Annotated in this window: 22 protein-coding genes; 15 read left to right on the top strand and 7 right to left on the bottom strand. The window is 64.3% G+C overall.

The features are described 5' to 3' along the window. Positions 1-12: 12 nt before the first annotated feature. Positions 13-654 (bottom strand): DNA-3-methyladenine glycosylase, encoded by a 642-nt coding sequence (locus FJ543_RS10595; protein ID WP_140874987.1) that lies wholly within the window; start codon positions 652-654, stop codon positions 13-15. Positions 655-729: 75 nt separating this feature from the next. Here FJ543_RS10595 and gluQRS point away from each other — a divergent pair, with 75 nt between their 5' ends. Both gluQRS and FJ543_RS10585 read left to right on the top strand, forming a co-directional pair. Further along, complete coding sequence (gene gluQRS, locus FJ543_RS10590; RefSeq protein ID WP_140874985.1) at positions 730-1,605, top strand: tRNA glutamyl-Q(34) synthetase GluQRS; 876 nt, start codon at positions 730-732, stop codon at positions 1,603-1,605. A 149-nt stretch (positions 1,606-1,754) separates the two neighbouring features. Beyond that, a complete protein-coding gene (locus tag FJ543_RS10585; RefSeq protein ID WP_015315570.1) occupies positions 1,755-2,657 on the top strand; it encodes a DMT family transporter in 903 nt (300 codons plus the stop codon). Here the strand turns inward: FJ543_RS10585 and FJ543_RS10580 are convergent. Continuing rightward, positions 2,627-3,478, bottom strand: coding sequence for a YihY/virulence factor BrkB family protein (locus FJ543_RS10580; protein ID WP_015315569.1), 852 nt, complete (start codon positions 3,476-3,478; stop codon positions 2,627-2,629). The genes FJ543_RS10585 and FJ543_RS10580 overlap by 31 nt on opposite strands. Before the next feature lie 58 nt (positions 3,479-3,536). Between FJ543_RS10580 and FJ543_RS10575 the strand changes: the two genes are divergently transcribed. From FJ543_RS10575 to FJ543_RS10545, 7 genes are all read left to right on the top strand, one after another. Next, complete coding sequence (locus FJ543_RS10575; RefSeq protein ID WP_140874983.1) at positions 3,537-4,403, top strand: SDR family oxidoreductase; 867 nt, start codon at positions 3,537-3,539, stop codon at positions 4,401-4,403. Positions 4,404-4,429: 26 nt separating this feature from the next. After that, entirely contained in the window at positions 4,430-4,621 is a 192-nt protein-coding gene (locus FJ543_RS10570; protein WP_015315567.1) for a twin transmembrane helix small protein, read from the top strand. Between the two features lie 18 nt (positions 4,622-4,639). After that, positions 4,640-5,221, top strand: coding sequence for a cob(I)yrinic acid a,c-diamide adenosyltransferase (locus FJ543_RS10565; protein ID WP_015315566.1), 582 nt, complete (start codon positions 4,640-4,642; stop codon positions 5,219-5,221). 31 nt (positions 5,222-5,252) lie between these two features. Further along, positions 5,253-6,053, top strand: a complete 801-nt coding sequence (locus FJ543_RS10560; protein ID WP_015315565.1) for a rhomboid family intramembrane serine protease — start codon at positions 5,253-5,255, stop codon at positions 6,051-6,053. Between the two features lie 233 nt (positions 6,054-6,286). Continuing rightward, positions 6,287-7,036: an electron transfer flavoprotein subunit beta/FixA family protein gene (locus FJ543_RS10555; protein WP_140787732.1), complete on the top strand. Its 750-nt coding sequence runs from the start codon at positions 6,287-6,289 to the stop codon at positions 7,034-7,036. A gap of 20 nt (positions 7,037-7,056) precedes the next feature. Beyond that, positions 7,057-7,986, top strand: coding sequence for an electron transfer flavoprotein subunit alpha/FixB family protein (locus tag FJ543_RS10550; protein WP_140874981.1), 930 nt, complete (start codon positions 7,057-7,059; stop codon positions 7,984-7,986). A 209-nt stretch (positions 7,987-8,195) separates the two neighbouring features. Further along, positions 8,196-9,074: a 3-hydroxybutyryl-CoA dehydrogenase gene (locus FJ543_RS10545; RefSeq protein ID WP_015315562.1), complete on the top strand. Its 879-nt coding sequence runs from the start codon at positions 8,196-8,198 to the stop codon at positions 9,072-9,074. Between the two features lie 12 nt (positions 9,075-9,086). On the opposite strand, the gene FJ543_RS10540 is transcribed toward FJ543_RS10545, so the two are convergent. From FJ543_RS10540 to FJ543_RS10530, 3 genes are all read right to left on the bottom strand, one after another. Then, complete coding sequence (locus FJ543_RS10540) at positions 9,087-11,069, bottom strand: PAS domain S-box protein (protein ID WP_015315561.1); 1,983 nt, start codon at positions 11,067-11,069, stop codon at positions 9,087-9,089. A 164-nt stretch (positions 11,070-11,233) separates the two neighbouring features. Next, on the bottom strand, positions 11,234-11,872 hold the full coding sequence (locus tag FJ543_RS10535; protein WP_140823960.1) for an NrsF family protein: 639 nt from the start codon (positions 11,870-11,872) through the stop codon (positions 11,234-11,236). Position 11,873: 1 nt separating this feature from the next. After that, entirely contained in the window at positions 11,874-12,425 is a 552-nt protein-coding gene (locus FJ543_RS10530; RefSeq protein ID WP_015315559.1) for a sigma-70 family RNA polymerase sigma factor, read from the bottom strand. Positions 12,426-12,658: 233 nt separating this feature from the next. Between FJ543_RS10530 and FJ543_RS31435 the strand changes: the two genes are divergently transcribed. From FJ543_RS31435 to FJ543_RS10505, 6 genes are all read left to right on the top strand, one after another. After that, on the top strand, positions 12,659-12,796 hold the full coding sequence (locus tag FJ543_RS31435; RefSeq protein ID WP_181166415.1) for a hypothetical protein: 138 nt from the start codon (positions 12,659-12,661) through the stop codon (positions 12,794-12,796). A gap of 75 nt (positions 12,797-12,871) precedes the next feature. Beyond that, a complete protein-coding gene (locus FJ543_RS10525; RefSeq protein WP_140720256.1) occupies positions 12,872-13,921 on the top strand; it encodes a hypothetical protein in 1,050 nt (349 codons plus the stop codon). A gap of 9 nt (positions 13,922-13,930) precedes the next feature. Next, on the top strand, positions 13,931-15,283 hold the full coding sequence (locus FJ543_RS10520) for a hypothetical protein (RefSeq protein ID WP_140874979.1): 1,353 nt from the start codon (positions 13,931-13,933) through the stop codon (positions 15,281-15,283). Positions 15,284-15,404: 121 nt separating this feature from the next. Further along, complete coding sequence (locus tag FJ543_RS10515; protein WP_140874977.1) at positions 15,405-16,412, top strand: iron ABC transporter substrate-binding protein; 1,008 nt, start codon at positions 15,405-15,407, stop codon at positions 16,410-16,412. 171 nt (positions 16,413-16,583) lie between these two features. Beyond that, positions 16,584-18,164: an iron ABC transporter permease gene (locus FJ543_RS10510; RefSeq protein WP_181173955.1), complete on the top strand. Its 1,581-nt coding sequence runs from the start codon at positions 16,584-16,586 to the stop codon at positions 18,162-18,164. Next, the gene (locus FJ543_RS10505; protein ID WP_140712890.1) at positions 18,161-19,243 is read left to right on the top strand and encodes an ABC transporter ATP-binding protein; all 1,083 of its coding nucleotides are present in this window, start codon (positions 18,161-18,163) and stop codon (positions 19,241-19,243) included. Before FJ543_RS10510 ends, FJ543_RS10505 begins: the two co-directional genes overlap by 4 nt. 43 nt (positions 19,244-19,286) lie before the next feature. Here the strand turns inward: FJ543_RS10505 and FJ543_RS10500 are convergent, their stop codons facing one another. Then, entirely contained in the window at positions 19,287-20,096 is an 810-nt protein-coding gene (locus tag FJ543_RS10500) for a phosphodiesterase (RefSeq protein ID WP_140874973.1), read from the bottom strand. A gap of 32 nt (positions 20,097-20,128) precedes the next feature. Continuing rightward, complete coding sequence (locus tag FJ543_RS10495; RefSeq protein ID WP_140874971.1) at positions 20,129-21,229, bottom strand: sn-glycerol-3-phosphate import ATP-binding protein UgpC; 1,101 nt, start codon at positions 21,227-21,229, stop codon at positions 20,129-20,131. Positions 21,230-21,233 lie beyond the last annotated feature (4 nt).

Raw genomic sequence — 21,233 nt, 5'->3', positions numbered from 1 at the left:
TTTCTTGCGGATTCAGGCCGGCGGCGCGGCGTCCCGGCCCCTGGTTTCGCGATAATAGGACCAGAAAAGCCGCGATGCGACACCTCGCCACGGGCTCCATGATTCGGCCAGCGCGATCAGTGTTTTCTCCGCTGGACGAGGGTCGATGCCGAGCGCATGGCCGACAGCGCTCTGCAGGGCGACGTCGCGCGCCGGGAAAATGTCGGGATGCCCGGCCGCAAACAACAGATACACTTCCGCCGTCCACGGACCGATACCGGGCACCGCCGTCATCCTGGCGATCGCCTCCATGGCATCGAGCGAACAGAGGTGATGCAGATCGAGCCCATCGGCCACGGCCTGGGCGACCGCGATCAGGCCGCGCTGCTTGGGCCGCGACAGGCCGGCCTCGCGAAACATGTCCTCGCCGGCGGCAAGGATCGCCCGCGGCGTCAGCGGATCGACGAGTTTCGTCAGCCGGCCGAAGATCGCATCGGCGCTCGCCCGCGACACCTGCTGCGAGACGATGATCGAGGCCAGGCTCCTGAAGCCCGGCTCCGAAAGCCTGAGCGGCACCTCGCCGGCCATGCCGCGCACTTTCCCCAGGCGCGGGTCGATGAGGCAAAGCGCGTCCAGCCCCCGCTCAACGTCGTCCAGTGTCGCGATGCGCTGCATGGTATCCTTGTCCGAAGATGTGCAGCAAGGTAGCAACCGCCAAAACCACAGCACAACCCGATTGCCGCTCGAGACATGACGCTCCTGACATTCCGCTTCGCGCCCAGCCCCAACGGCGAACTGCATCTGGGCCACGCCTATTCGGCGCTGCTCAACCAGAAGCTCGCAAATACCAGTGGCGGCCGCTTGCTGCTGCGCATCGAGGATATCGACACCACGCGCTGCGCGCCAGAGTTCGAGGCGGGCATGATCGCCGATCTGAAATGGCTGGGCCTCGACTGGGAAAGGCCCGTGCGCCGCCAGTCCGAGCATTTTGCAGAATATGGAACGGTGCTCGGGCGCCTGATCCGCGAGGAACTCGTCTATCCCGCCTTCATGAGCCGCGGCGAGATACGCGCCTTCATCGCCGATGGCGAAAAGCGCGGGCGCGACTGGCCGCGCGATCCCGACGGTGTGCCGCTTTATCCCCCGGCCGACAAGGCGCTTTCGATGAAGGAACGCAAGCGGCGGATTGCCGAGAATGCGCCCTTCGCCTGGCGGCTGGACGTCGGCGCCGCCATGGCGCGTGCCGGCAGGGACCTAGCATGGGCCGAATTCAGCGATGAGACGCTATCCACGACGCGCTCCGTCGAGGCGCGTCCCCAGGATTGGGGCGACGTTATCGTGGCGCGCCGCGACATCCCGACCAGCTACCACCTCGCCGTAGTCATCGATGATGCCCTGCAAGGCGTCAGCCATGTCGTGCGCGGACAGGACCTGTTTTCCGCGACCGGGGTGCAGCGCCTGCTGCAGGAGATTCTGGGATTGCAGCCACCCGCCTATTTCCATCATCGGCTGATCCTCGGGCCGGATGGGCGAAAACTGTCGAAGAGCCTGAGGGATACCGGCCTTGCCGCCTTGCGCGATGCAGGCGCTTCGCCGGAAGAAATCAGAAGGATGGTAGGGCTTTGACCAGCATTATATCAGGAGAAACGCTCTCCGGACACGCCACCCGTTCAACCCCCTTGACGCATGGATCAATCGTTTCGTTTTGCGCGCGGGGTTGAACAGGACTAGAGCATCCTCACGGTTAATTCTCACCAGCGCGGCGATCCCGGAAAATGTCCAGCATCAAGCGGTTCATCCCCGCCACCTTCGTTGTCCTGTGGGCGACCGGCTTCATCGGCGCGCGTTACGCCATGCCATGGGCGGAGCCGTTCACCTTCCTCGCCGCGCGCTTCGTGCTCGCCGCCATCCTGCTGGCCGTGCTCATGCTGGTGCTGGGCTCGAAACGAGCCACCCGCGAGGAGGCGCTGCATGCCACCGGCGCCGGCGTGCTGATGCATGGCATCTATCTCGGCGCCGTCTTCTGGGCCATCCATCGAGGCATGCCGGCCGGCTTTTCGGCCCTGATCGTCGGCCTGCAGCCGCTGATCACCGCGGTGCTTGCCGGCAAGGTTCTGGGCGAGGCCATCCTGCCGCGCCACTGGCTTGGCCTCGCTATCGGGCTGGTCGGCATCGTCATCGTGCTGTGGCCGAAACTCGGGGCGCTCGGTGGCGGGGTGACGGCGGCGACGCTGGCCGCCTCGCTGGTCTCGGTGCTCGGAATGAGCGCCGGCACGATCTGGCAAAAGCGTTTTGCGTCCGGCGGCGACCTCGTGGCGGCTACCATGTGGCAATATGTCGGCGGCGCTTCGCTGATGATCCTGGCTTCGCTTGCCTTTGAAACGCAAACCGTCGTCATCAATGGCGAATTGGTCTTCGCCATGGCCTGGCTGCTGCTGGTGCTGTCGCTCGGCGCCATCTTTCTTCTGATGGTGATGATCCGCGACGGCGAGATGTCGAAAGTGGCCTCGTTGTTCTACCTGGTGCCGGCGGTGACGGCCGTCATCGCCTGGGCCTTGTTCAACGAGCAGCTCAACGCGCTGCAGATCGTCGGCATGGCCATCACCACTTTCGGCGTGGGCCTGGCAACCGCCCGAACAGGCAAACTTCAGCCGACCCGGGCACGCGCCTCTAGATAACGGCTGATCGCGGCGTTGAGCTCGCCGCCGAGGATGAAGATCGCCGAGACGATGTAGAGGAAGACCACCGCGATCATGATCGAGGCGAGACCGGCATAGGTCGTCACATAGGACGAGAAATGGTCGAGATAGGTGGCGAACATGGTCGAGCCGATAAGCCATGCGGCCAGTGTGAAGATGATGCCGGGTATCAGCGAGACGAAACGGCGCTTGCCGGCCGGCAGCCAGTAATGGACGGCAAACAGTCCGCCGATGATGACGGTTGAGGCGATGACGTACCGCCACAGCGTGATCGTGCCCGTATAGGGTTTGATCCATTCGAAATGGGCTTCCGCCAACCGCGCCAGCAGGGGCGCGAACACCAGCAGCACGCTTATCGCCAGGAACCCGGCGGTAGCGATCAGCACGAAGAAGATGCTTTGCACCCGGCGATAGATGATGCCGCGCGTTTCCGTGACCCGATAGGCGCGGTTGAGCGAGGTGCGCAGCGCCTCGATGCCGTTGGAGGCAAAGTAGGCGGCAAGCAGCACGCCATAAGTCAACAGATCGCTGCGCCTGACGGTCAGCACGTTCAGCACCTCGTGCGCGATCGGCTTGGCGATCTGGTCCGGCCAAGTGTCGAAGACCAGGTGCACGGCTGTGTCGGCAAAGGCCTGGGCACCAAGGAAGCTCCCCAGCGTCGTGGCGAAGATCAGGAATGGAAACAGCGCCATCAGCGAAGTGATCGCCAGATGGCTGGCCATCGCCCAGCCGTCATCGGTATTGAAGTGGCCGAGCGCGTCGTAGAGCACGCGGCGCAGGGCGACAATGTTCCGCAGCAAGGACGCGCGCTCCCCTCGATTGTCTCGACGCCGCGAATATGGGAAATGAATGCGGCAAATGGCAACCCTTCGTCAAACCCCGAATTCTCCAGCGGCAGAGTTGCGCACCATCATCGTCACCGGTGCATCTTCCGGCATAGGCGCCTATTGCACCCGTGCATTGAAGGCTGAGGGCTGGCGGGTGTTCGCGACGGCGCGCAAGCCGGAGGACATCGCCGCCCTCGAAGTCGACGGCGTCGAGGCTTTTTACCTCGACTATAGCGAACCGGACTCAATAGCCGCCCTGGTGACGGCGGTGCTCGACCGCACCGGCGGCAGGCTCGACGCGCTGTTCAACAACGGCGCCTACGCGCAGGCAGGCGCCGTCGAGGATCTGCCCGTTGCGGCGCTCAGGGAGCAGTTCGAGGCCAATTTCTTCGGCTGGCACGACCTGACCCGCCGCCTGGTTCCGGTGATGCGACGCCAGGGCCACGGCCGCCTCGTCCATTGCTCGTCGATCCTCGGTCTCGTGCCTGTGCGCTTCCGCGGCGCCTATTCGGCCTCCAAGCATGCCTTGGAGGCCCTGATGCTGTGCCAGCGCCAGGAACTGGCCGGCAGCGGCATCCATGTCTCGCTGATCGAGCCGGGGCCGGTGAAATCGAAGATCGCCAGCAATGGCCTGCCCTGGTTCCTCAGGAATATCGACCATGAGAATTCCGCGCATCGCGCCGACTATGCCGCGCAAGTGGAGCGCATGCGCGCCGGCGGCAGCCAATCGACGCGGAAGCCCGGGCCTGAAGTGGTCCACAAGGTGCTCCGCCATGCACTTCTGTCGCGGCGCCCGCGCCCGCACTATGTGGTAACAATGTCGGCCAGGATCGGCGCCATGCTTAAACGCATCCTGCCGGCCTCGATGCTCCACCGCCTGCTCGCCAAGCGCGCCTGAACAAGCAAAGAACTGGAAACGCAAAAATGGCCACTGCCTTCAACATCCTTGCCATTCTGGTCATGGCCGCCGTGGTGGTCGTGCTGATCAGGGGGCTCATCAACATGATGCGCGGCGGCTCCGGTGTGACCTCCAACAAGCTGATGCAGGCCCGCGTCCTGCTGCAGGCCGTGGCGCTGGCGCTGATCCTGCTGGCCGTGTATTTCACCCGCAAGTGAGGCTTTTCGGGAGGCGATGTGGTCAAGCTCAACAAGATCTACACCCGCACCGGCGATGATGGCACTACGGGCCTTGGCACTGGTGAGCGGCGGCTGAAATCCGATCTCAGGGTGGACGCCTACGGCACGGTCGACGAAGCCAATGCCTGCATCGGCATGGCTCGCGTGCATACCGAACAGAGCTACCAGGCGATCGACGCCATGCTCTCGCGCATCCAGAACGATCTCTTCGACCTCGGCGCCGACCTCGCCGTGCCTGATGACGGCAAGCCGCTTGGCTACGAGCCGTTGCGCATCGTTGCCACGCAGACCGACCGTGTCGAGCACGATATCGACGTCCTCAACAAGAAGCTCCAGCCGCTGAAATCCTTCGTGCTGAACGGCGGCACGCCGGCAGCGGCGGCGCTTCATCTCGCCCGCACGGTGGCACGGCGCGCCGAGCGGCTGATGGTCGCCCTGGCTCAGGACCCGGCCGAACACGTCAACCGCGACGGGCTGAAATACATCAACCGCGTCTCGGATTTCCTGTTTGTCGCCGCCCGGGCGGTCAATGACAACGGAAATGCCGACGTGCTATGGGTTCCCGGCAAGAACCGCTGAACGGACCAGAGGCGGGAGGGGCCGGCGACCGATGTTCATCCCGCTTTACGACACCAACAGGCTGCGCCACATCAGGCTGCAATATGTGACCATCGGTCTGATTGTCGCCAACGCCGTGATCTATTGCGCCACGGCGCTCGGCGGCGAGAACTTCACCAATGCCGCCGTGCTTGGTCTCGGCTTCATCCCGTCCGTCGTTCACGACACGGCCGAACTCGACCCCCGCTTTGTCATCATCCCCGAGAGCCTGAGCTATCTCACCTATTCCTTCCTGCATGCCGATATTTTCCATCTCGGCGGCAACATGCTGTTCCTTTGGGTTTTCGGCGACAATGTCGAGGACGCGCTCGGCCACATCCGCTACCTGATCTTCTATCTGCTGTGCGCCATCGCCGGAGCCGCCTTCCAGGGGCTGGTCGCCTGGGATTCGCAGGCGCCGCTGATCGGCGCGTCGGGTGCCATCGCCGGCGTGGTCGTCGCCTACCTGATCCTCTATCCCAGGGTGAAGGTGTGGGTGCTTGCCTTCGCCCGCATCCCTTTGCGCATTCCAGCCTTTATTCCGCTCATCCTGTGGGTGCTGTTCCAGATCGTGATGTTCGCGGCCGGCGGCGAGGATCAGATATCCTGGGCCTGCCACATCGGCGGCATCATTGCCGGCGCGGTTCTGGTGCTGGTCCTGCGCAGCCGCGGCGTGCCGCTGTTCGCACCCGCCGACGAGGATGCCGTGGTACCGAGCCCTGAACAGCCGCCGGTGGTCGGCGAACCAGCGGCGCCCCAAACGGCCGCCACCACGACGCGCTGGGGACGTGGAAATCCTTCTGGCCCAAACTGAACCGATTTGAGCGGCTTTCAGCGTATTGACGGCAGGGGTTGCCACAATTACGGAAACGTCTCCGCCGCGGCCCAAGGCGTTTAAGGAGCAGCCAGGGCGGGCAAAGACCAGAATTTCCATCCGGCCAGAATTCCGTCTGGCCGGAATTCAGTCAGGAATGTCGGCTTTCGACAACTCAGAAGGGGCGCAGGCTGCTATAGCGCGCCCAACTAGCGTGAAGAGGTGACAGGCAAATGAAGATCCTTGTGCCCGTGAAGCGGGTTGTGGACGCGAACGTCAAGGTGCGCGTGAAGGCTGATGGTTCGGCGGTGGAACTGGCCAACGTCAAGATGGCGATGAACCCGTTCGACGAGATCGCGGTGGAAGAGGCGATCCGGATCAAGGAAGCCGGCAAGGCCGAAGAGATCATCGTCGTGTCGATCGGTCCGCAGCAGGCGCAGGAAACCTTGCGCACCGCGCTCGCCATGGGCGCCGACCGCGCCATCCTGGTCAAGACCGACGAGCAGACCGAGCCGCTCGGTGTTGCCAAGGTGCTGAAGGGCGTCGTCGAGGCGGAACAGCCAGGCCTTGTCATTCTCGGCAAGCAGGCGATCGACGACGATTCCAACCAGACCGGCCAGATGCTGGCGGCCCTGCTCGGCTGGGCGCAGGGCACCTTCGCCTCCAAGGTCGTGATCGAGGGCGATCATGCCAAGGTGACGCGCGAAGTCGACGGCGGCCTGCAGACGGTGGAGCTGAAGATGCCGGTGATCGTCACCGCCGACCTTCGCCTCAACCAGCCGCGCTATGCCTCCCTGCCCAATATCATGAAGGCCAAGAAGAAGCCGCTCGACGAGAAGAGCCCGGCCGATTACGGCGCCGACGTCAAGCCACGCCTCAAGGTCATCAAGACCGAGGAGCCGAGCGGCCGCAAGGCGGGTGTCAAGGTCAAGAGCGTCGCCGAACTGGTCGACAAGCTCAAGAACGAAGCCGGCGTGCTCTGAGATCGGAAGGAACAGACAACATGGCAATTCTCCTCATCGCTGAACACGACAACGCCACCCTTTCCGACCAGACCGCCAAAGCGCTTTCGGCCGCCCTGCAGATCGGCTCGGACGTTCATGTGCTGGTGGCCGGCAAAGGCGCCAGGGCTGCCGCCGACGCAGCAGCGAAACTGAAGGGCGTGAGCAAGGTGCTGCTCGCCGAAGCCGACGAACTCGCCGAGCGCCTGGCCGAGCCGACGGCGGCACTGGTCGTCTCGCTGGCTGGCGCCTACGACACGGTCATCGCGCCGGCGACGTCGGCCGGCAAGAACATCGCGCCGCGCGTGGCGGCCCTGCTCGATGTCGCGCAGGTCTCCGAGATCATCGAAGTGGTCTCGCCCGATACCTTCAAGCGGCCGATCTATGCCGGCAACGCCATCCAGACGGTGCAGTCGAGCGACGCCAAGAAGGTCATCACCGTGCGCACCGCCTCCTTCCAGGCCGCGCCCGACGGTGGCTCGGCTTCGGTCGAGACGGTCAATGCGGCAGCCAATCCCGGCCTGTCCACCTTCGTCGAGAACAAGCTGTCGGAGACCGACCGTCCGGAGTTGACCTCGGCCAAGATCATCATCTCGGGCGGCCGCGCGCTCGGTTCCTCGGAGAAATTCCAGGAGGTCATCCTGCCGGTCGCCGACAAGCTCGGTGCCGCCGTCGGCGCCTCCCGCGCCGCCGTCGATGCCGGGTACGCGCCGAACGACTGGCAGGTCGGCCAGACCGGCAAGGTCGTCGCCCCCGATCTCTACATCGCGGTCGGCATCTCCGGCGCCATCCAGCACCTTGCCGGCATGAAGGATTCCAAGGTCATCGTCGCCATCAACAAGGACGAGGAAGCGCCGATCTTCCAGGTCGCCGATTACGGCCTCGTCGGCGACCTCTTCGTCATCCTGCCGGAGTTGCAGAAGGCGCTTTGACGCTTCCGCGCAACCGTATTAAATTGCGAAGGGTGGGGTAGACGAAGTCGCCCCACCCTTTTAGTTTGCACCGCACAATAAGCAGGCCACAAAGGCTGAAAGCAATTCCAGCAGCAGTGCGCAGTGGTTTTTGCGCCGGGAATTGCGGGAAAACAAAGAGATGGGGCGGTTCGCGATCCAGCGAAAAACGCTCCGGACGGGATCGGGTAATGAGCAAGATCGAGACGATCGGCATCATTGGTGCGGGCCAGATGGGCGGCGGCATCGCCCACGTCTCCGCGCTTTCGGGCTATAAGGTGCTGATCTACGATATATCGCCCGACCGCATCGAGAAGGGCATTGCCACAATCAGCGGCAACATGGCCCGTCAGGTGGGGTCCGGCAAGCTCGACGAGAAGCTGCGCAATCAGGCCATGGCACGCATCGCGTCGGCACCGACGATGGCCGATCTCGCCGGCGCCGATCTGGTGATCGAAGCGGCGACCGAGGACGAAACCGTCAAGCGCAAGATCTATGCGCAGCTCTGTCCTCAGCTCAATCCCGAAGCGATCCTGGCGACCAACACCTCGTCGATTTCGATCACACGGCTAGCTGCCCAGACCGACCGGCCAGAGCGGTTCATCGGCATACATTTCATGAACCCGGTACCGCTGATGAAGCTGGTCGAACTGGTGCGCGGCATCGCCACCGAGGACCAGACCTTCGAGGCGGCCAAGACCTATGTGAAGCAGCTCGACAAGACGATCACCGTCTCGGAAGATTTCCCGGCCTTCATCGTCAACCGCATCCTTCTGCCGATGATCAACGAAGCGATCTACACGCTCTATGAGGGCGTCGGCTCGGTCGATGCCATCGACACCGCCATGCGGCTCGGCGCCAACCATCCGATGGGACCGCTGCAGCTTGCCGATTTCATCGGCCTGGATACCTGCCTGTCGATCATGCAGGTGCTGCATGACGGCCTGTCGGATTCGAAGTACCGGCCTTGCCCGCTGCTGGTCAAATATGTCGAGGCCGGCTGGCTCGGCCGCAAGACCGGGCGCGGCTTCTACGATTATCGCGGCGAGCATCCCGTTCCGACGCGCTGACGTGATTGCCGCTCACGAGGCCGCGGCGAGTGGCTTGGGCGGTTCTGACCTGTCATCGTCGCTGACCTTGCCGTCCGGCGCCACCGAAACGCATCCCCGGCCGGCGGCCTTGGCTGCATAGCAAGCGGCGTCGGCCCTTGCGATGATCTCGTCGACTTCGCCGCAATTGGCGCAGATCGCGGTCAACCCGATGCTGGCGCCGATCCCGTGCGGCCGGCCATCCCAGGTGAAGTTCAGGCCCGCTATCGCATCGATGATGGAACGCGCCGCGATCCTCGCGTCGGTGGTGGAAGCCGATTTCAGGATCACGGCGAATTCGTCGCCACCCAGGCGCGCGACGATGTCTTCAGGACCAAGCACGCCGCGCACGGCGTCAGCGACCCGCTTCAGCAGGGCGTCTCCGGCAGCGTGACCTCCCGTGTCGTTGACCAGCTTGAAATGGTCGAGGTCGATGAACATGAACTGATGGCGGCCCCCTGTCGTCGTGCCGTCCTTGCGCGCCTGATCGACCATCCCCTCCATGGCGCGGATGAAGCTCGAGCGGTTGGCAAGGCCCGTCAGTGCGTCGTGCGCGGCGGCATGGGCAAGCTGTCGCTGCAGGGCACGCGCATCGGTGAAGTCCTGGAAGACGATCACCAGACCGCAGAATTCGTTGCGTTCGTTGAGGATCGGCGACACGACCTGGCGGATGCTGCAGCGCGTGTCGTCGCGGCGGATGAGGACCGCGCGGCTGTTCTGGTCGGAGCGCGCCTCTTCGCCTGTCACCGGCCGCGTCATCCCGATCCTGTGGCCGGTCTCCTCGTCGACTGCCCAGTAGACATGGCTCAGCGTCTTGCCCAGCGCATCGTCACTGGAAACGCCGGTCAACTTTTCGGCCACCGGGTTCATGAAAGTGACGCGGTTCGCGGCATCGGTGCAGATGACGGCATCCCCGATCGATTGCAGCGTCACCCTCAGCCGCTCCTTCTCGTCGGCCAGCATCGCCGCCGAGACGATGAGCCGTTCTTCGGCCTGCTTTCGCCGGGTGATGTCCATCAAGCTGCCGATCGCTCTGACCAGGTGTCCGTCCGCATCGCGCTCGATGGCCTTGCCGCGGTCGAGGATCCAGATCCAGCGGCCGTCCTTGTGGCGCATGCGGAACTCGGCTTCGAAAAATTCCGTCTCGCCGGCGAGATGGGCGCGATCGGCCTCCGCGACCGTGGCGCGATCGTCTGGATGGATCATCGTCAGCCAGCGATCGGGGTCACCATCGAGCTCGCCATCCCCGTAGCCCAGCATCTTGACCCAGGTGGAGGAATAGGTGGTGCCCCCCTTGCGCATGTCGAAATCCCAGACACCTTGACCGGCGCCGGCCAGCGCGAAGTTCCAGCGCGTTTCGGCCTCTGTGATGCGCGCCTCGGCCTGTTTGCGCGCGTCGATGTCCTCGATCTGCGAGACGAGATAGAGTGGCCGGCCGCTTTTCTCGTCGCGAATAACCGAGCCGGCAAGATGAGCCCAGACGGGTGTGCCGTCCTTCTTGAGATAACGCTTCTCGAAGTGAAAGGCATCGACGGTGCCCGCCTTCAGGCCGGCCATCGTTTCGCTGCCGATCTGCACATCGTCGGGATGCGTGAGCTGGAAGAAGGTCAGCGCCTCGATCTCGTCGCGGCTGTAGCCAAGCATGGCGGCAAAGGCCGGATTGGTCTGGAGAATACGCCCGTCGAGACCGACGATAGCGATGCCGATCGCCGAGTCCTCCATGGCCCGGCGGAACCGCTGCTCGCTGTCCGTGATCTGCCGTCGATCCTCCGAGATTCGACCGATGAACAGATAGGCCGCGAAAAGCGCGCAGACCGTCACAGCGACCGATATTTGGAGGCAAAGTCTGAGGGCTTGCGCGCCAAGGTCCAGTCCTGACAGCACAAGCGAGGCGGCCACTACGGCCAGACCGGCCACAAGCAGCGCCAGAGCTGCATGCTTGTGCCGTCCCGGCCCGATGATACCTCGCAATGTCACGATTCGTGCCACCCCCGTGGGCAATCGCTTTTTCCCGTTAAAACCCTGAAGGATCGATTTTAAGGAAAGGTTGCGCCAAGGGCATAGGCGACATGGAAAACCGGCAAACAATTGCCGGCATGATTAAGGATCGGTATTCACGGGGTGTAGGCGAGGGTATCCTGCTACCAGCGCACGAAAAACCGCCCGCCGAGCGCACCAAGCAAAGCGAGAGCCGCGATGGCGATCGTGTACCAGGTGGCAACGAAAAGCGGCGAATCGTCGAAGCAGTGCGCCGCATAGAAAGTCGCCGCCAGCGCGCCGGCAAGCAGCCCCGCGACCGCGCCGGCAAGCACCGGCCGTGTCGGCGCGCCATAGCGCAGCATCCACAGGAAGATGGCCAGCGGGCCGATGCCGATCAGCGGGATGAAGCCCATGCAGATCATCATGTTCGAGCCGATCATGCGCGTGCTCCACAGGGCCTGCGGCACCATGAAGAGCTCCAGCACCACGGCCACCGCGACCAGCAGCGGCGCCGCGATCATCGCCGCCATAGCCCGGCCTGTCGCCGCGCCCGGCGTCGACAGGGCACGGATCAGGGCAAAGGCGCTGATGGCGAGCACGATGGTGAAAACGAATTTGGACAGGAAACGCACCGTGTGCGCGGCCACCATGAAATCGGGGCGCGGCCCGATCGTCATCATGAAGACAGCGGCCGCGACCAAGGCGGCCGCGCCAGCCGCCAGCCACCAGGCCGAGCGCAATGGCATCGCCTTGCTGCGGGCATCGGCGTCGAGCGCCTTGATGAGATCGTCGGTCTTCATGTCATTCCCGCCCGAACCGCCCCTGCCCGAATCGCCTGGCTATGGCGGTAAGTCCCCGGTGCAGCGACACCCGCACCGCCGTCTCGCTGATGCCGAACTTAGCCGCCGTCTCGCCGATCGAGCGGCCCTCCACGGATACGGCTGAAACCACCGAACGCTGTGCCGGCGGCAGCCCGTCGAGCGCCCGGTTGATGTCCCGCTCGCTGACGGTTTCCGTTTCGGGCTCGGCGAACGTCTCGGCGATGTCGTCGACATCGATCTCGATGCGCCGTCCGCGCCGCCGGAACGCGTCGATCAGCTTGAAACGGGCAATCGCATAGACCCAGGGCAGCACCGGCGCGTCCTGGCGCCAGGTGTGCCGTTTCACATGAATGGCCAGCAAGGTTTCCTGCACGACATCCTCGGGATCGACCCCGCCCTGCACGATCTTGCGCCTGACGAAACCGCGCACCAGCGCGGCAATCCGGTGCAGAAAGTCGGCATAGGCCTTTTCATCCCCCGCGATCGCGGCCCGCATCAGCCGGGAAAGCTCGGCCTCGTCCTTGCCGCTCACAAGAGTTCACTCCCCGATCTTCGCGCCTCGGCACTGATTTGTTACGTGGCCGGCGAAATAATGTCCAAGCCAAACTACGGGCAAATCACGAAAGTTTGCGGGATGGCCCGCTGAATTCCCTGACTGGGTTCTCTGGTTCCCCAGCTCATGCGTGAGGAGCGGCGCGGGACCAACCTTTGATTGACGTTAGGTAAACCCTTCTGTAGCGTCGAAGGAATCGGAGGGCGGCCGAAATGGATTTCATTGAACGCATTTTTGGATTTTCTCCCGACAATGGCTCGGGAACTTTCGAGAGCAGCCTTGTCATTGCGGCCATGGTCCTTGTCGCCGCCGTCTACTTCTACAGAAGACAGGGATCACTGAAGAAATAGCCTCTGGACAACCGGCGGAGACAGGTCCGCCAGGAAAACATTACCGTTGCGTCCTCTCAGCGTGGGAAACACGACATGGCAGGATCTCTGGTCAACCACATCAGAACCGCGGCCTTGCTGTTGTTCGCCGCCGAATTCTGGAAGCGTCTGGCCGCCGGGCTGAAGGTGCTGTTTGCCACGATATGCAGGCTGCTGTGCCGGCTGGCCAAGGGCCAGCGGCTGCCCAGCCCGGCGCAGAACGACTGCTGCATCCAGCTACCGCCCGACATCTACAAGCGCGCCGATCCTCTTCTATATGCCCAGTACTATCTGATGGCGCAGGGGCTCGCGGTCACCTGGGACAATCCCGACATCGACATTTTCGACGGCACCTTGCCGGTCAGCGGCGCGCTTCAGCCAGCACATGCATATCGCGTTCGCGTGCGCGTCTGGAACGGGTCCTATGACGCCCCAGCGGTGGGCGTCGGGGTGGCACTGTCCTACCTGTCATTCGGCGCCCAGACCATTTCCCGTCCGATCGCCAACGTCGCCATAAATCTCGGAGCCAAGGGCACGATCGATTGCCCTGCCTATGCCGAGTTCAGTTGGACCACGCCCGCCACCGGCGGCCACTACTGCCTTCAAGCACAGCTTTCCTGGGGCGATGACGCCAACCCCAGCAACAACCTTGGCCAGAAGAACGTCAACATTGCCGAGATGCGCTCACCGGCGAAGTTCGTCTTCAGCGTGCGCAACGAGGCCTCGGTCGTCCGGCGTTTCCAGATCGAGGCGGACTGCTACGCTCTGCCGAAGCTGCGGCCATGTATCCCGCCACGCGGCCAGGGTCGAGACGAGCGCACGGACACCCCACAGCCGCGGCTCGCCGAAAGCAAGGCGCGCTGGGCCGAGGCCCTCGAGGAACAGGCGTATGGCCGGTTTCCCGTGCCGGACGACTGGTCGGTCAGGATCGTCCCAAGAACGCTTTTGCTGCAGCCGCGCCAGCTGACCGAGATCGCTGTCGAAATCGAACCGAAGGACACCGCGTTCCGCGGCTCAAAGACCTTCAACGTCCACGTCTTCACGATCGGCGAGAGCGGATCGCGCACCATGACCGGCGGCGTGACGCTCACCGCCACGAAAGGCTGAGGCGCTCCGATGGCTTACAAGCACTATACGAGCTGCTTTCTCTATCCGGCCGGTGGCAAGCCCTACAACGAGGACGATCGGCTGGCTTTCCTCGCCGGCCAGGCGCTGCAGATCATCGTGATCACCGGGTTGGCGGCCGCCTTCGGCCTGCTGCTGGGGCCGGTCGGTGCGGCACTTGCCGCGGCAATTGCATTTCTGGCGTCCGCCACCGCGACGATCGACAAGGCCGCCGGGGAATGGCTCAACCATCGCCTGGTCTGCCTCGACAAGGACAACCCGAAATGCGCCGTCGGCATCGTCTCCTACAATCCGTTCCGCAGCGATCTCGGCGCCTTCGACAACGACCAGTATTTCGACGTCATACTGATGCCGCATCCGACGACCGAAATTCTCAACGCCGAGACCAACGAGGCGGCCTTGGCGGCGGCCAATCGCTACAATGCCGACGGCACCATCGTGGCGGAATTCGCCGCCTGCGTCGCGGCCCATCCGGCCAACGATATTCTCAATGACGGCTTTCAGGGTCATGAGTTGCTGTTGCCACGCGACGACCTAAAGACGGATCTGGGCTACGCACCGGCCGACGATCATGCCCGCTGGGGCCTGCACTGCGAGGCCGAGGGCGACTTCTGGATCAAGATGCGCCAATGGGCGCCGGCCATCGTCATCCTGCTGACGGCGGCCCTGGTCGTCACGGTGGCCGCGGCGGCCGCCGGCGCCAGTGTCGGAGCGGCTGTCGGCTGCGCCATAGGATCGTTCTTCCTGGGTGCGCTGGGCTGCGCCATCGGCTCGTTCCTGGGAGGATTGCTCGGAGCGGCCGTTGGCGGCGCCATCGGCGGAGCGGCATCCTATTTCGGCGGGGTCAAGCCGGTCCTGCAGGGATTGTTCAACTGGAACCCCGGCAATGTCGAGGACGCCAATGTCGGCGACAAGGTGCTCGGCCCCATCAGGATGGGCGATCATGTCGCCGTCCTCGGCGAACATGTCTATGACGGCTACCACAAGGGCTGGCACGAGTTTCATCCGCTGATGGCGGTGGTCAAATTCGATGCGGCCGCCAGTGTCGACGCGAAACACTATCTGCAGTGGGATCCGGACTTTGCCGACACGGGCACGGTTCCGCCCAAACCGCCGGGCGAGACCACCGACCTGTCCGCGCAGGATATCCGTGACGGGCTTGGCAGCGCAGCGTTCCGGGCGCGCTGCGACAATCTGCGCAGGACCTGGTGCGCCATGCTGAACGAAGCGTTCGATCCCGAGACCAAACGAACACAGCAGGGGCTGGACCAGCGGTGGACCATTCATCCGATGGTCGATGGCTGCATCCCGCAGGAGCAGCCACCAGCCCCGCATATTGGGTGATGCCATCGGCGTCCGACACGCGAAACCGTGATGATGCCCGTCGTCTTTCAATCTTGACTAGTGCATTCATGAATTGGTACTCGGACGCACCCCAGTGCGGGACAACCCGAGGAGTACCCTTATGAAATCCCCCCTTCTTGCCCTTGCCAGCATAGCCGCGCTTGCAATCAGCCTCGCCGCTGGTCCGGCGACGGCCGAAGATGCCGGCATCGTCGTCTATAACGCCCAGCATGAAAGCCTGGCGAAGGAATGGGCGGAAGGGTTCACCAAGGAGACGGGGATAAAGGTCACCTTGCGCAACGGCGGTGACAGCGACTTCTCCAACCAGATCGTCGCCGAAGGCGCTGCCTCGCCCGCCGACGTGTTCCTGACGGAAAATTCGCCGGCCATGGTGCTGGTCGAGAATGCCGGCCTGTTCGCGCCGGTCGACGCCGATACGCTGGCTCAAGTCCCGCAAGACTATCAGGCCACCAGCGGCAAATGGGTGGGCGTGGCCGCGCGCAGCACCGTGTTTGCTTATAACACCACCAAGCTCAAGGCAGACCAGCTGCCCAAGTCGATGCTCGATCTCGCCGACCCGAGCTGGAAGGGCCGCTGGGCGGCTTCGCCTTCCGGCGCCGATTTCCAGGCCATCGTGAGCGCTTTGCTGCAGCTCAAGGGCGAGCCCGCCACGGCCGACTGGCTGAAGGCGATGAAGGAGAACTTCACCGCCTACAAGGGCAACAGCACCGTGATGAAGGCGGTCAATGCCGGTGAGATCGAAGGCGGCGTGATCTACCACTACTACTACTTTGGCGATCAGGCCAAAACCGGCGAAAACTCCAAGAACGTCGCGCTGCACTATTTCAAGAACCAGGATCCGGGCGCTTTCGTATCGGTTTCCGGCGGCGGCGTGCTGGCCTCGAGCAAGCATCCCAAGGAAGCCCAGGCCTTCCTGAAATGGGTGACCGGCAAGAACGGCCAGGACGTGCTGAAGAACGGAACCTCCTTCGAATACGCGGTCGGCAAGGGCGCGCCGTCCAATCCGAAGCTGGTGCCACTGGCCGACCTGCAGGCGCCGAAGGTCGATGCCACGACGCTGAACTCCAGGAAGGTCACCGATCTGATGACGGCAGCCGGCTTGCTTTAGTTGCCGTTCTTCCTAATAAGGACGTCAGATCGTGCTCCCGCGGGAATTCACCTTTCGCGGGAGCGTTTTGTTTCGAGATGCATTCGTCCATGACGACACGCTTCGTTCCTGACCGCGACCGTGGTCCCATGATTGCCGCTGCCGCGTCGCAACGGTATGGCGCCTGAACTGATGCAGTCCGCGGTCGATCTCGCGCGTCCCGGCCTGCCGCCCAAGATGCGTCGACGGGCGCAGCGGCGGGCTGCGCCTTGGCTTGTCGCCGCCGCCATATTTGTCTCCCTGCTGGCGCTACTGCCGCTCGCTTTCATCATCTGGATTGCGGTGCAGACCGGCTGGGAGACGGTCTCGGCACTGGTCTTTCGGCCGCGTGTCGGCGAACTGCTGGTCAACACCGGCCTGCTCGTCGTGCTGGCGGTGCCGATCGCCATCACCTTGTCGGTGACGCTGGCGTGGCTGACGGAACGCAGCGACCTGCCCGGTGCCCGGCTCTGGTCCTGGCTCTGCGTGGCGCCGCTCGCCATCCCCGCTTTCGTGCACTCCTATGCCTGGATCACCCTGGTGCCCGGGCTGCACGGCCTGTGGGCTGGCGTGCTGGTGTCCGTGATCGCCTATTTCCCTTTCCTCTATCTGCCGGTGTCGGCGGCCCTGCGCCGTCTCGATCCCGCTCTCGAGGACGCGGCCGCGGCACTTGGCCATGGACCCTGGCGCGTGTTCTGGCGCGTCGTGCTGCCGCAGCTCAGGCTCGCAATATGCGGCGGCTCGCTGCTGGTCGGCCTGCATCTGCTGGCCGAATATGGTCTCTATGTCTTCATCCGCTTCGACACCTTCACGACCGCGATCGTCGATCAGTTCCAGTCGACCTTCAACGGCCCGGCCGCCAGCATGCTGGCCGGCGTGCTGGTGACCTGCTGCTTCGTGCTGCTCGGCCTCGAAGTGCTGGTCCGCGGCGAGGAGCGTTATGCCCGTGTCGGCTCGGGTGCCGCGCGGTACCAGCAACGAATGAACCTCGGCCGCGCCACCCTGCCCAGCTTGCTGCTGCTCGCCGTCACCGCACTGCTGGCGCTTGGCGTTCCGTTCGTGACCATCGGGCGCTGGCTCGCCGCCGGCGGCGCCGATGTCTGGCGCTTCGACGAGATCGGCCTGGCACTCGGCCAGACGCTGTTCCTGTCGCTCGCTGGCGCCCTGCTTGCCACGGTCGCGGCCATGCCGATGGCCTGGATCTCTATCCGCGCGCCAGGTCCGTTGCAGCGCTTGCTCGAGGGATGCAATTACATCGTCGGCTCGCTGCCGGGTGTCGTCATCGCGCTGGCACTGGTCACCATCACGGTGCGCATCGCACTGCCGCTCTACCAGACCTTGTTCACCATCCTGGTCGCCTATGCACTGATGTTCCTGCCGCGCGCGCTGGTCAGCCTGCGTGCATCGATCGCGCAAGCGCCGGTCGAGCTCGAACGCGCCGCGTCCAGCCTCGGCCGGCGGCCGCTCAATGCGCTGTGGTCGACGACGATCCGCCTGTCGGCGCCCGGTGCGGCGGCCGGCATGGCCCTGGTGGCGCTCGGCATCATGAACGAACTGACCGCGACCCAGATGCTGGCGCCGAACGGCACCCGCACACTGGCCATGGCGTTCTGGTCCTACAGCAGCGAGATCGATTACGCCTCGGCGGCTCCTTACGCCTTCATCATGGTGGCGATGTCGCTGCCCCTGACCTGGCTGCTCTACGTCCAGTCGAAGCGGATGGCAGGACGATGAGCTTTCTCGAACTCGGTAATCTGCACAAGCACTACGGCCCGGTCGCCGCACTAGCCGGCGTCAACCTGAACGTCGCCAGCGGCAGCCGCACGGCGATCGTGGGACCTTCCGGCTGCGGCAAGACGACCTTGCTGCGGCTGATCGCCGGCTTCGAGGCGCCTGACCAAGGCCGCATCGTACTCGACGGCCAGGAGCTGGCCAATGGCGGCGCCGCTGTCCCGGCGCATCGCCGCGGCATCGGCGTGGTGGCGCAGGACGGCGCCCTGTTCCCGCATCTGACCATCTCGGACAATATCGGCTTCGGCATGGCACGGGACGACGACAGGCGCGCCGAGCGCATCGTCGAACTTGCCTACATCGTGGGACTCGACAAGGCGATCCTCAAACGCCGCCCGCACGAGCTCTCCGGCGGCCAGCAGCAGCGCGTGGCGCTGGCCCGCGCCATGGCGATGAAGCCGCGGCTGATGCTGCTCGACGAGCCGTTCTCGGCACTCGACACCGGCCTGCGCGCCTCGATGCGCAAGGCGGTGGCCGAACTTCTGGAGGCGGCCGGCATCACCACCATCCTGGTGACGCACGACCAGGCCGAGGCGCTGTCCTTCGCCAGCCAGGTGGCGGTAATGCGCGATGGGAAATTTTCCCAGGTCGGCACGCCGCGCGAGCTCTATCTCAAGCCGAAGGACAGGATGATCGCCGAGTTTCTCGGCGATGCCATCATCCTGCCGGCGAGCATTTCGGGCGGCTTCGCCAGTTCGCCGCTGGGCCGCATCGCCGTCGACGCGCCGGACAGCCGCGATGTCGCCCGTATCATGCTGCGGCCGGAGCAGATCGGCCTGAAACGCACCTCGCGCGAGGGCATGTCGGGCACATCGGACATGCCGTTCGGCGAGGTGACGGAATCGGAATTCGCCGGCTCGACATGCACGATCGCGGTGCGGCTCCTGAACAATTCCGATCCGCCCGACGCCGCGGCCATCGGCGGCACACCGCTGATCCTACGCAAATCCGGCATGGACGCGCCGGCGGTCGGCGAGATCGTGCGGCTGACCGTATCGGGCAAGGCGCACGTCTTCGTTTGAGCCCGACGATTTTAAGCCGCTGAACCCAAGCGAAGTGGCAAGCTTACGCCGTGATGCGTTCGCCGGTTTCGGCTGAATAGATCGGCCATTGCTCGATAAAATCGCAACCGTGCACCACCACGCACTCGTTGGCGCTGTCGATGAGGATGACGGCGTAGGACGGCGGCGCTTGTTCGACGATCTCGCTCGATCGCTCGAGGGCAAGCTCGAAGCGGGCATGCAGGCCGCGCTGCGCCGAGAACGGGATGCCGGCAACGGTGCCGGCAATGTCTCGATGCACATGGCCGAAGAAGATATGCCGGACGTTGCCATGGCCCCGCAACAAGTCGAGCAACCGCTCGGGCTGTTGAAGCGCCAGCGGATCGAGTTGAGGCAGGCCGAGCGCGACCGGCGGATGATGCAGGAACACGTAAGCGGGCCGGCCGCCCGACTGTTCCATCCGGGCGTCGAGCCAGGCAAGCCGCCTCTCGCACAGTTCGCCCTCGATGCGCCCTTCCGCCAGGCAGTCGAGAAACAACAGCACTTCGTTGCCGGTATCGTGGACCGATTGCACGAAGCCGTTTTCGTCGACCGGAACGTCGGGAAACGCGGCGATGAGATTGGCCCGCCGGTCATGGTTGCCCGGCAGCAGCCTATACGGCACCGACAGCGTGGTCAGGGCAGCGCGCAAATCGGCATAGCTCCGCGGCGCACCGGTCTCCGTCAGGTCGCCGGTGAAGACGCAAAGCGCGGCGTCGGCGTGATGCGCATTGATGTGCGCGATGCACTGATCCAGCCGCTGGTGCAGGTCGGCCCCAAAGCGGCGCTCACCTTGCTGACCAAGATGCACGTCGGTGACCTGGATGATTTTCATGTACGTCTCTTTGGCGGCGCGCGTGCTGGAAATCAAAGCGCTGGCTCTGGCACCGAAGCCTTGAAGACATCGAGACGGGTGCCTGTCTCCGACGAGAAGAAGTGCATGTCGTCAGGCGAGATCTTCAGGCCGATGGTGCTGCCGGGCTCGGGGTGAACGGGCTCCGAGGTCATCACCGAAAACGGCGCGCCGTCGAGGTCGACATAGATCACCCGCCCCGCGCCCAATTCCTCGACCAGGTCGACAGTGGCATCGAGCGCGCCGGCCGTGCCTGGTGCCACCAGCCGGACCGCTTCCGGCCGGATGCCCATCGCCACTTTCGTGCCGACCGGCAGGCCGGCGCGAGCCATCGCCAGGCGCCGACTGCCGCCGAGCAGCGACAATCCGTCGAGTTCGGCGGTGCCTTCGAGGATGTTCATGGCAGGCGCGCCGACGAAGGTGGCGACGAAGCGGCTGGCCGGGCGGGTGTAGATTTCACCTGGCGTGCCGACCTGTTCGACCCGTCCCCCATTCATCACCACCAGCCGGTCGGCCAATGTCATGGCCTCTACCTGGTCGTGGGTGACGAAGACGGAGGTGGCATTCAGCCGGCGATGCAGCTTGCGGATCTCCGAACGCATCTGCACGCGCAGCTTGGCGTCGAGATTGGACAGAGGCTCGTCGAACAGGAACACCTTCGGCTCGCGGATCATGGCGCGGCCCATGGCGACGCGTTGCCTCTGGCCACCCGAAAGCGCCATCGGCTTGCGGTCGAGCAGTTGCTCGAGTTCCAGTGTGCGGGCCACCGCCTGGATGCGCTGGTTGCGCTCGGCCGAGGGAACACCGGCGACTTTCAGCGAATAGCCGATGTTCTGGGCCACGCTCATGTGCGGATAAAGCGCGTAATTCTGGAACACCATGGCGCAGCCGCGCTCGCGCGGCTCGAGTTTGTTGACCACCGTGCCGTCGATGGCGATCGTGCCGTCGGAAATTTCTTCCAGCCCCGCGATCATCCTGAGCAGCGTGGACTTGCCGCAGCCGGACGGCCCGAGGATGACGACGAATTCGCCCGAGGCAAAGTCGAGATCCACGCCGTGCACGACCTGCGTCTTGGCATAGTTCTTCTTGACGCCGCGTATTGCGATGGAGGCCATTTTT

The organism is Mesorhizobium sp. B2-5-7, from assembly GCF_006440875.1.
In the GTDB taxonomy this organism is placed as follows: Bacteria; Pseudomonadota; Alphaproteobacteria; order Rhizobiales; family Rhizobiaceae; genus Mesorhizobium; species Mesorhizobium australicum.
Note: the sequence above shows the minus strand (reverse complement) of the source record. Positions and strands in the feature narration are given on the sequence as shown.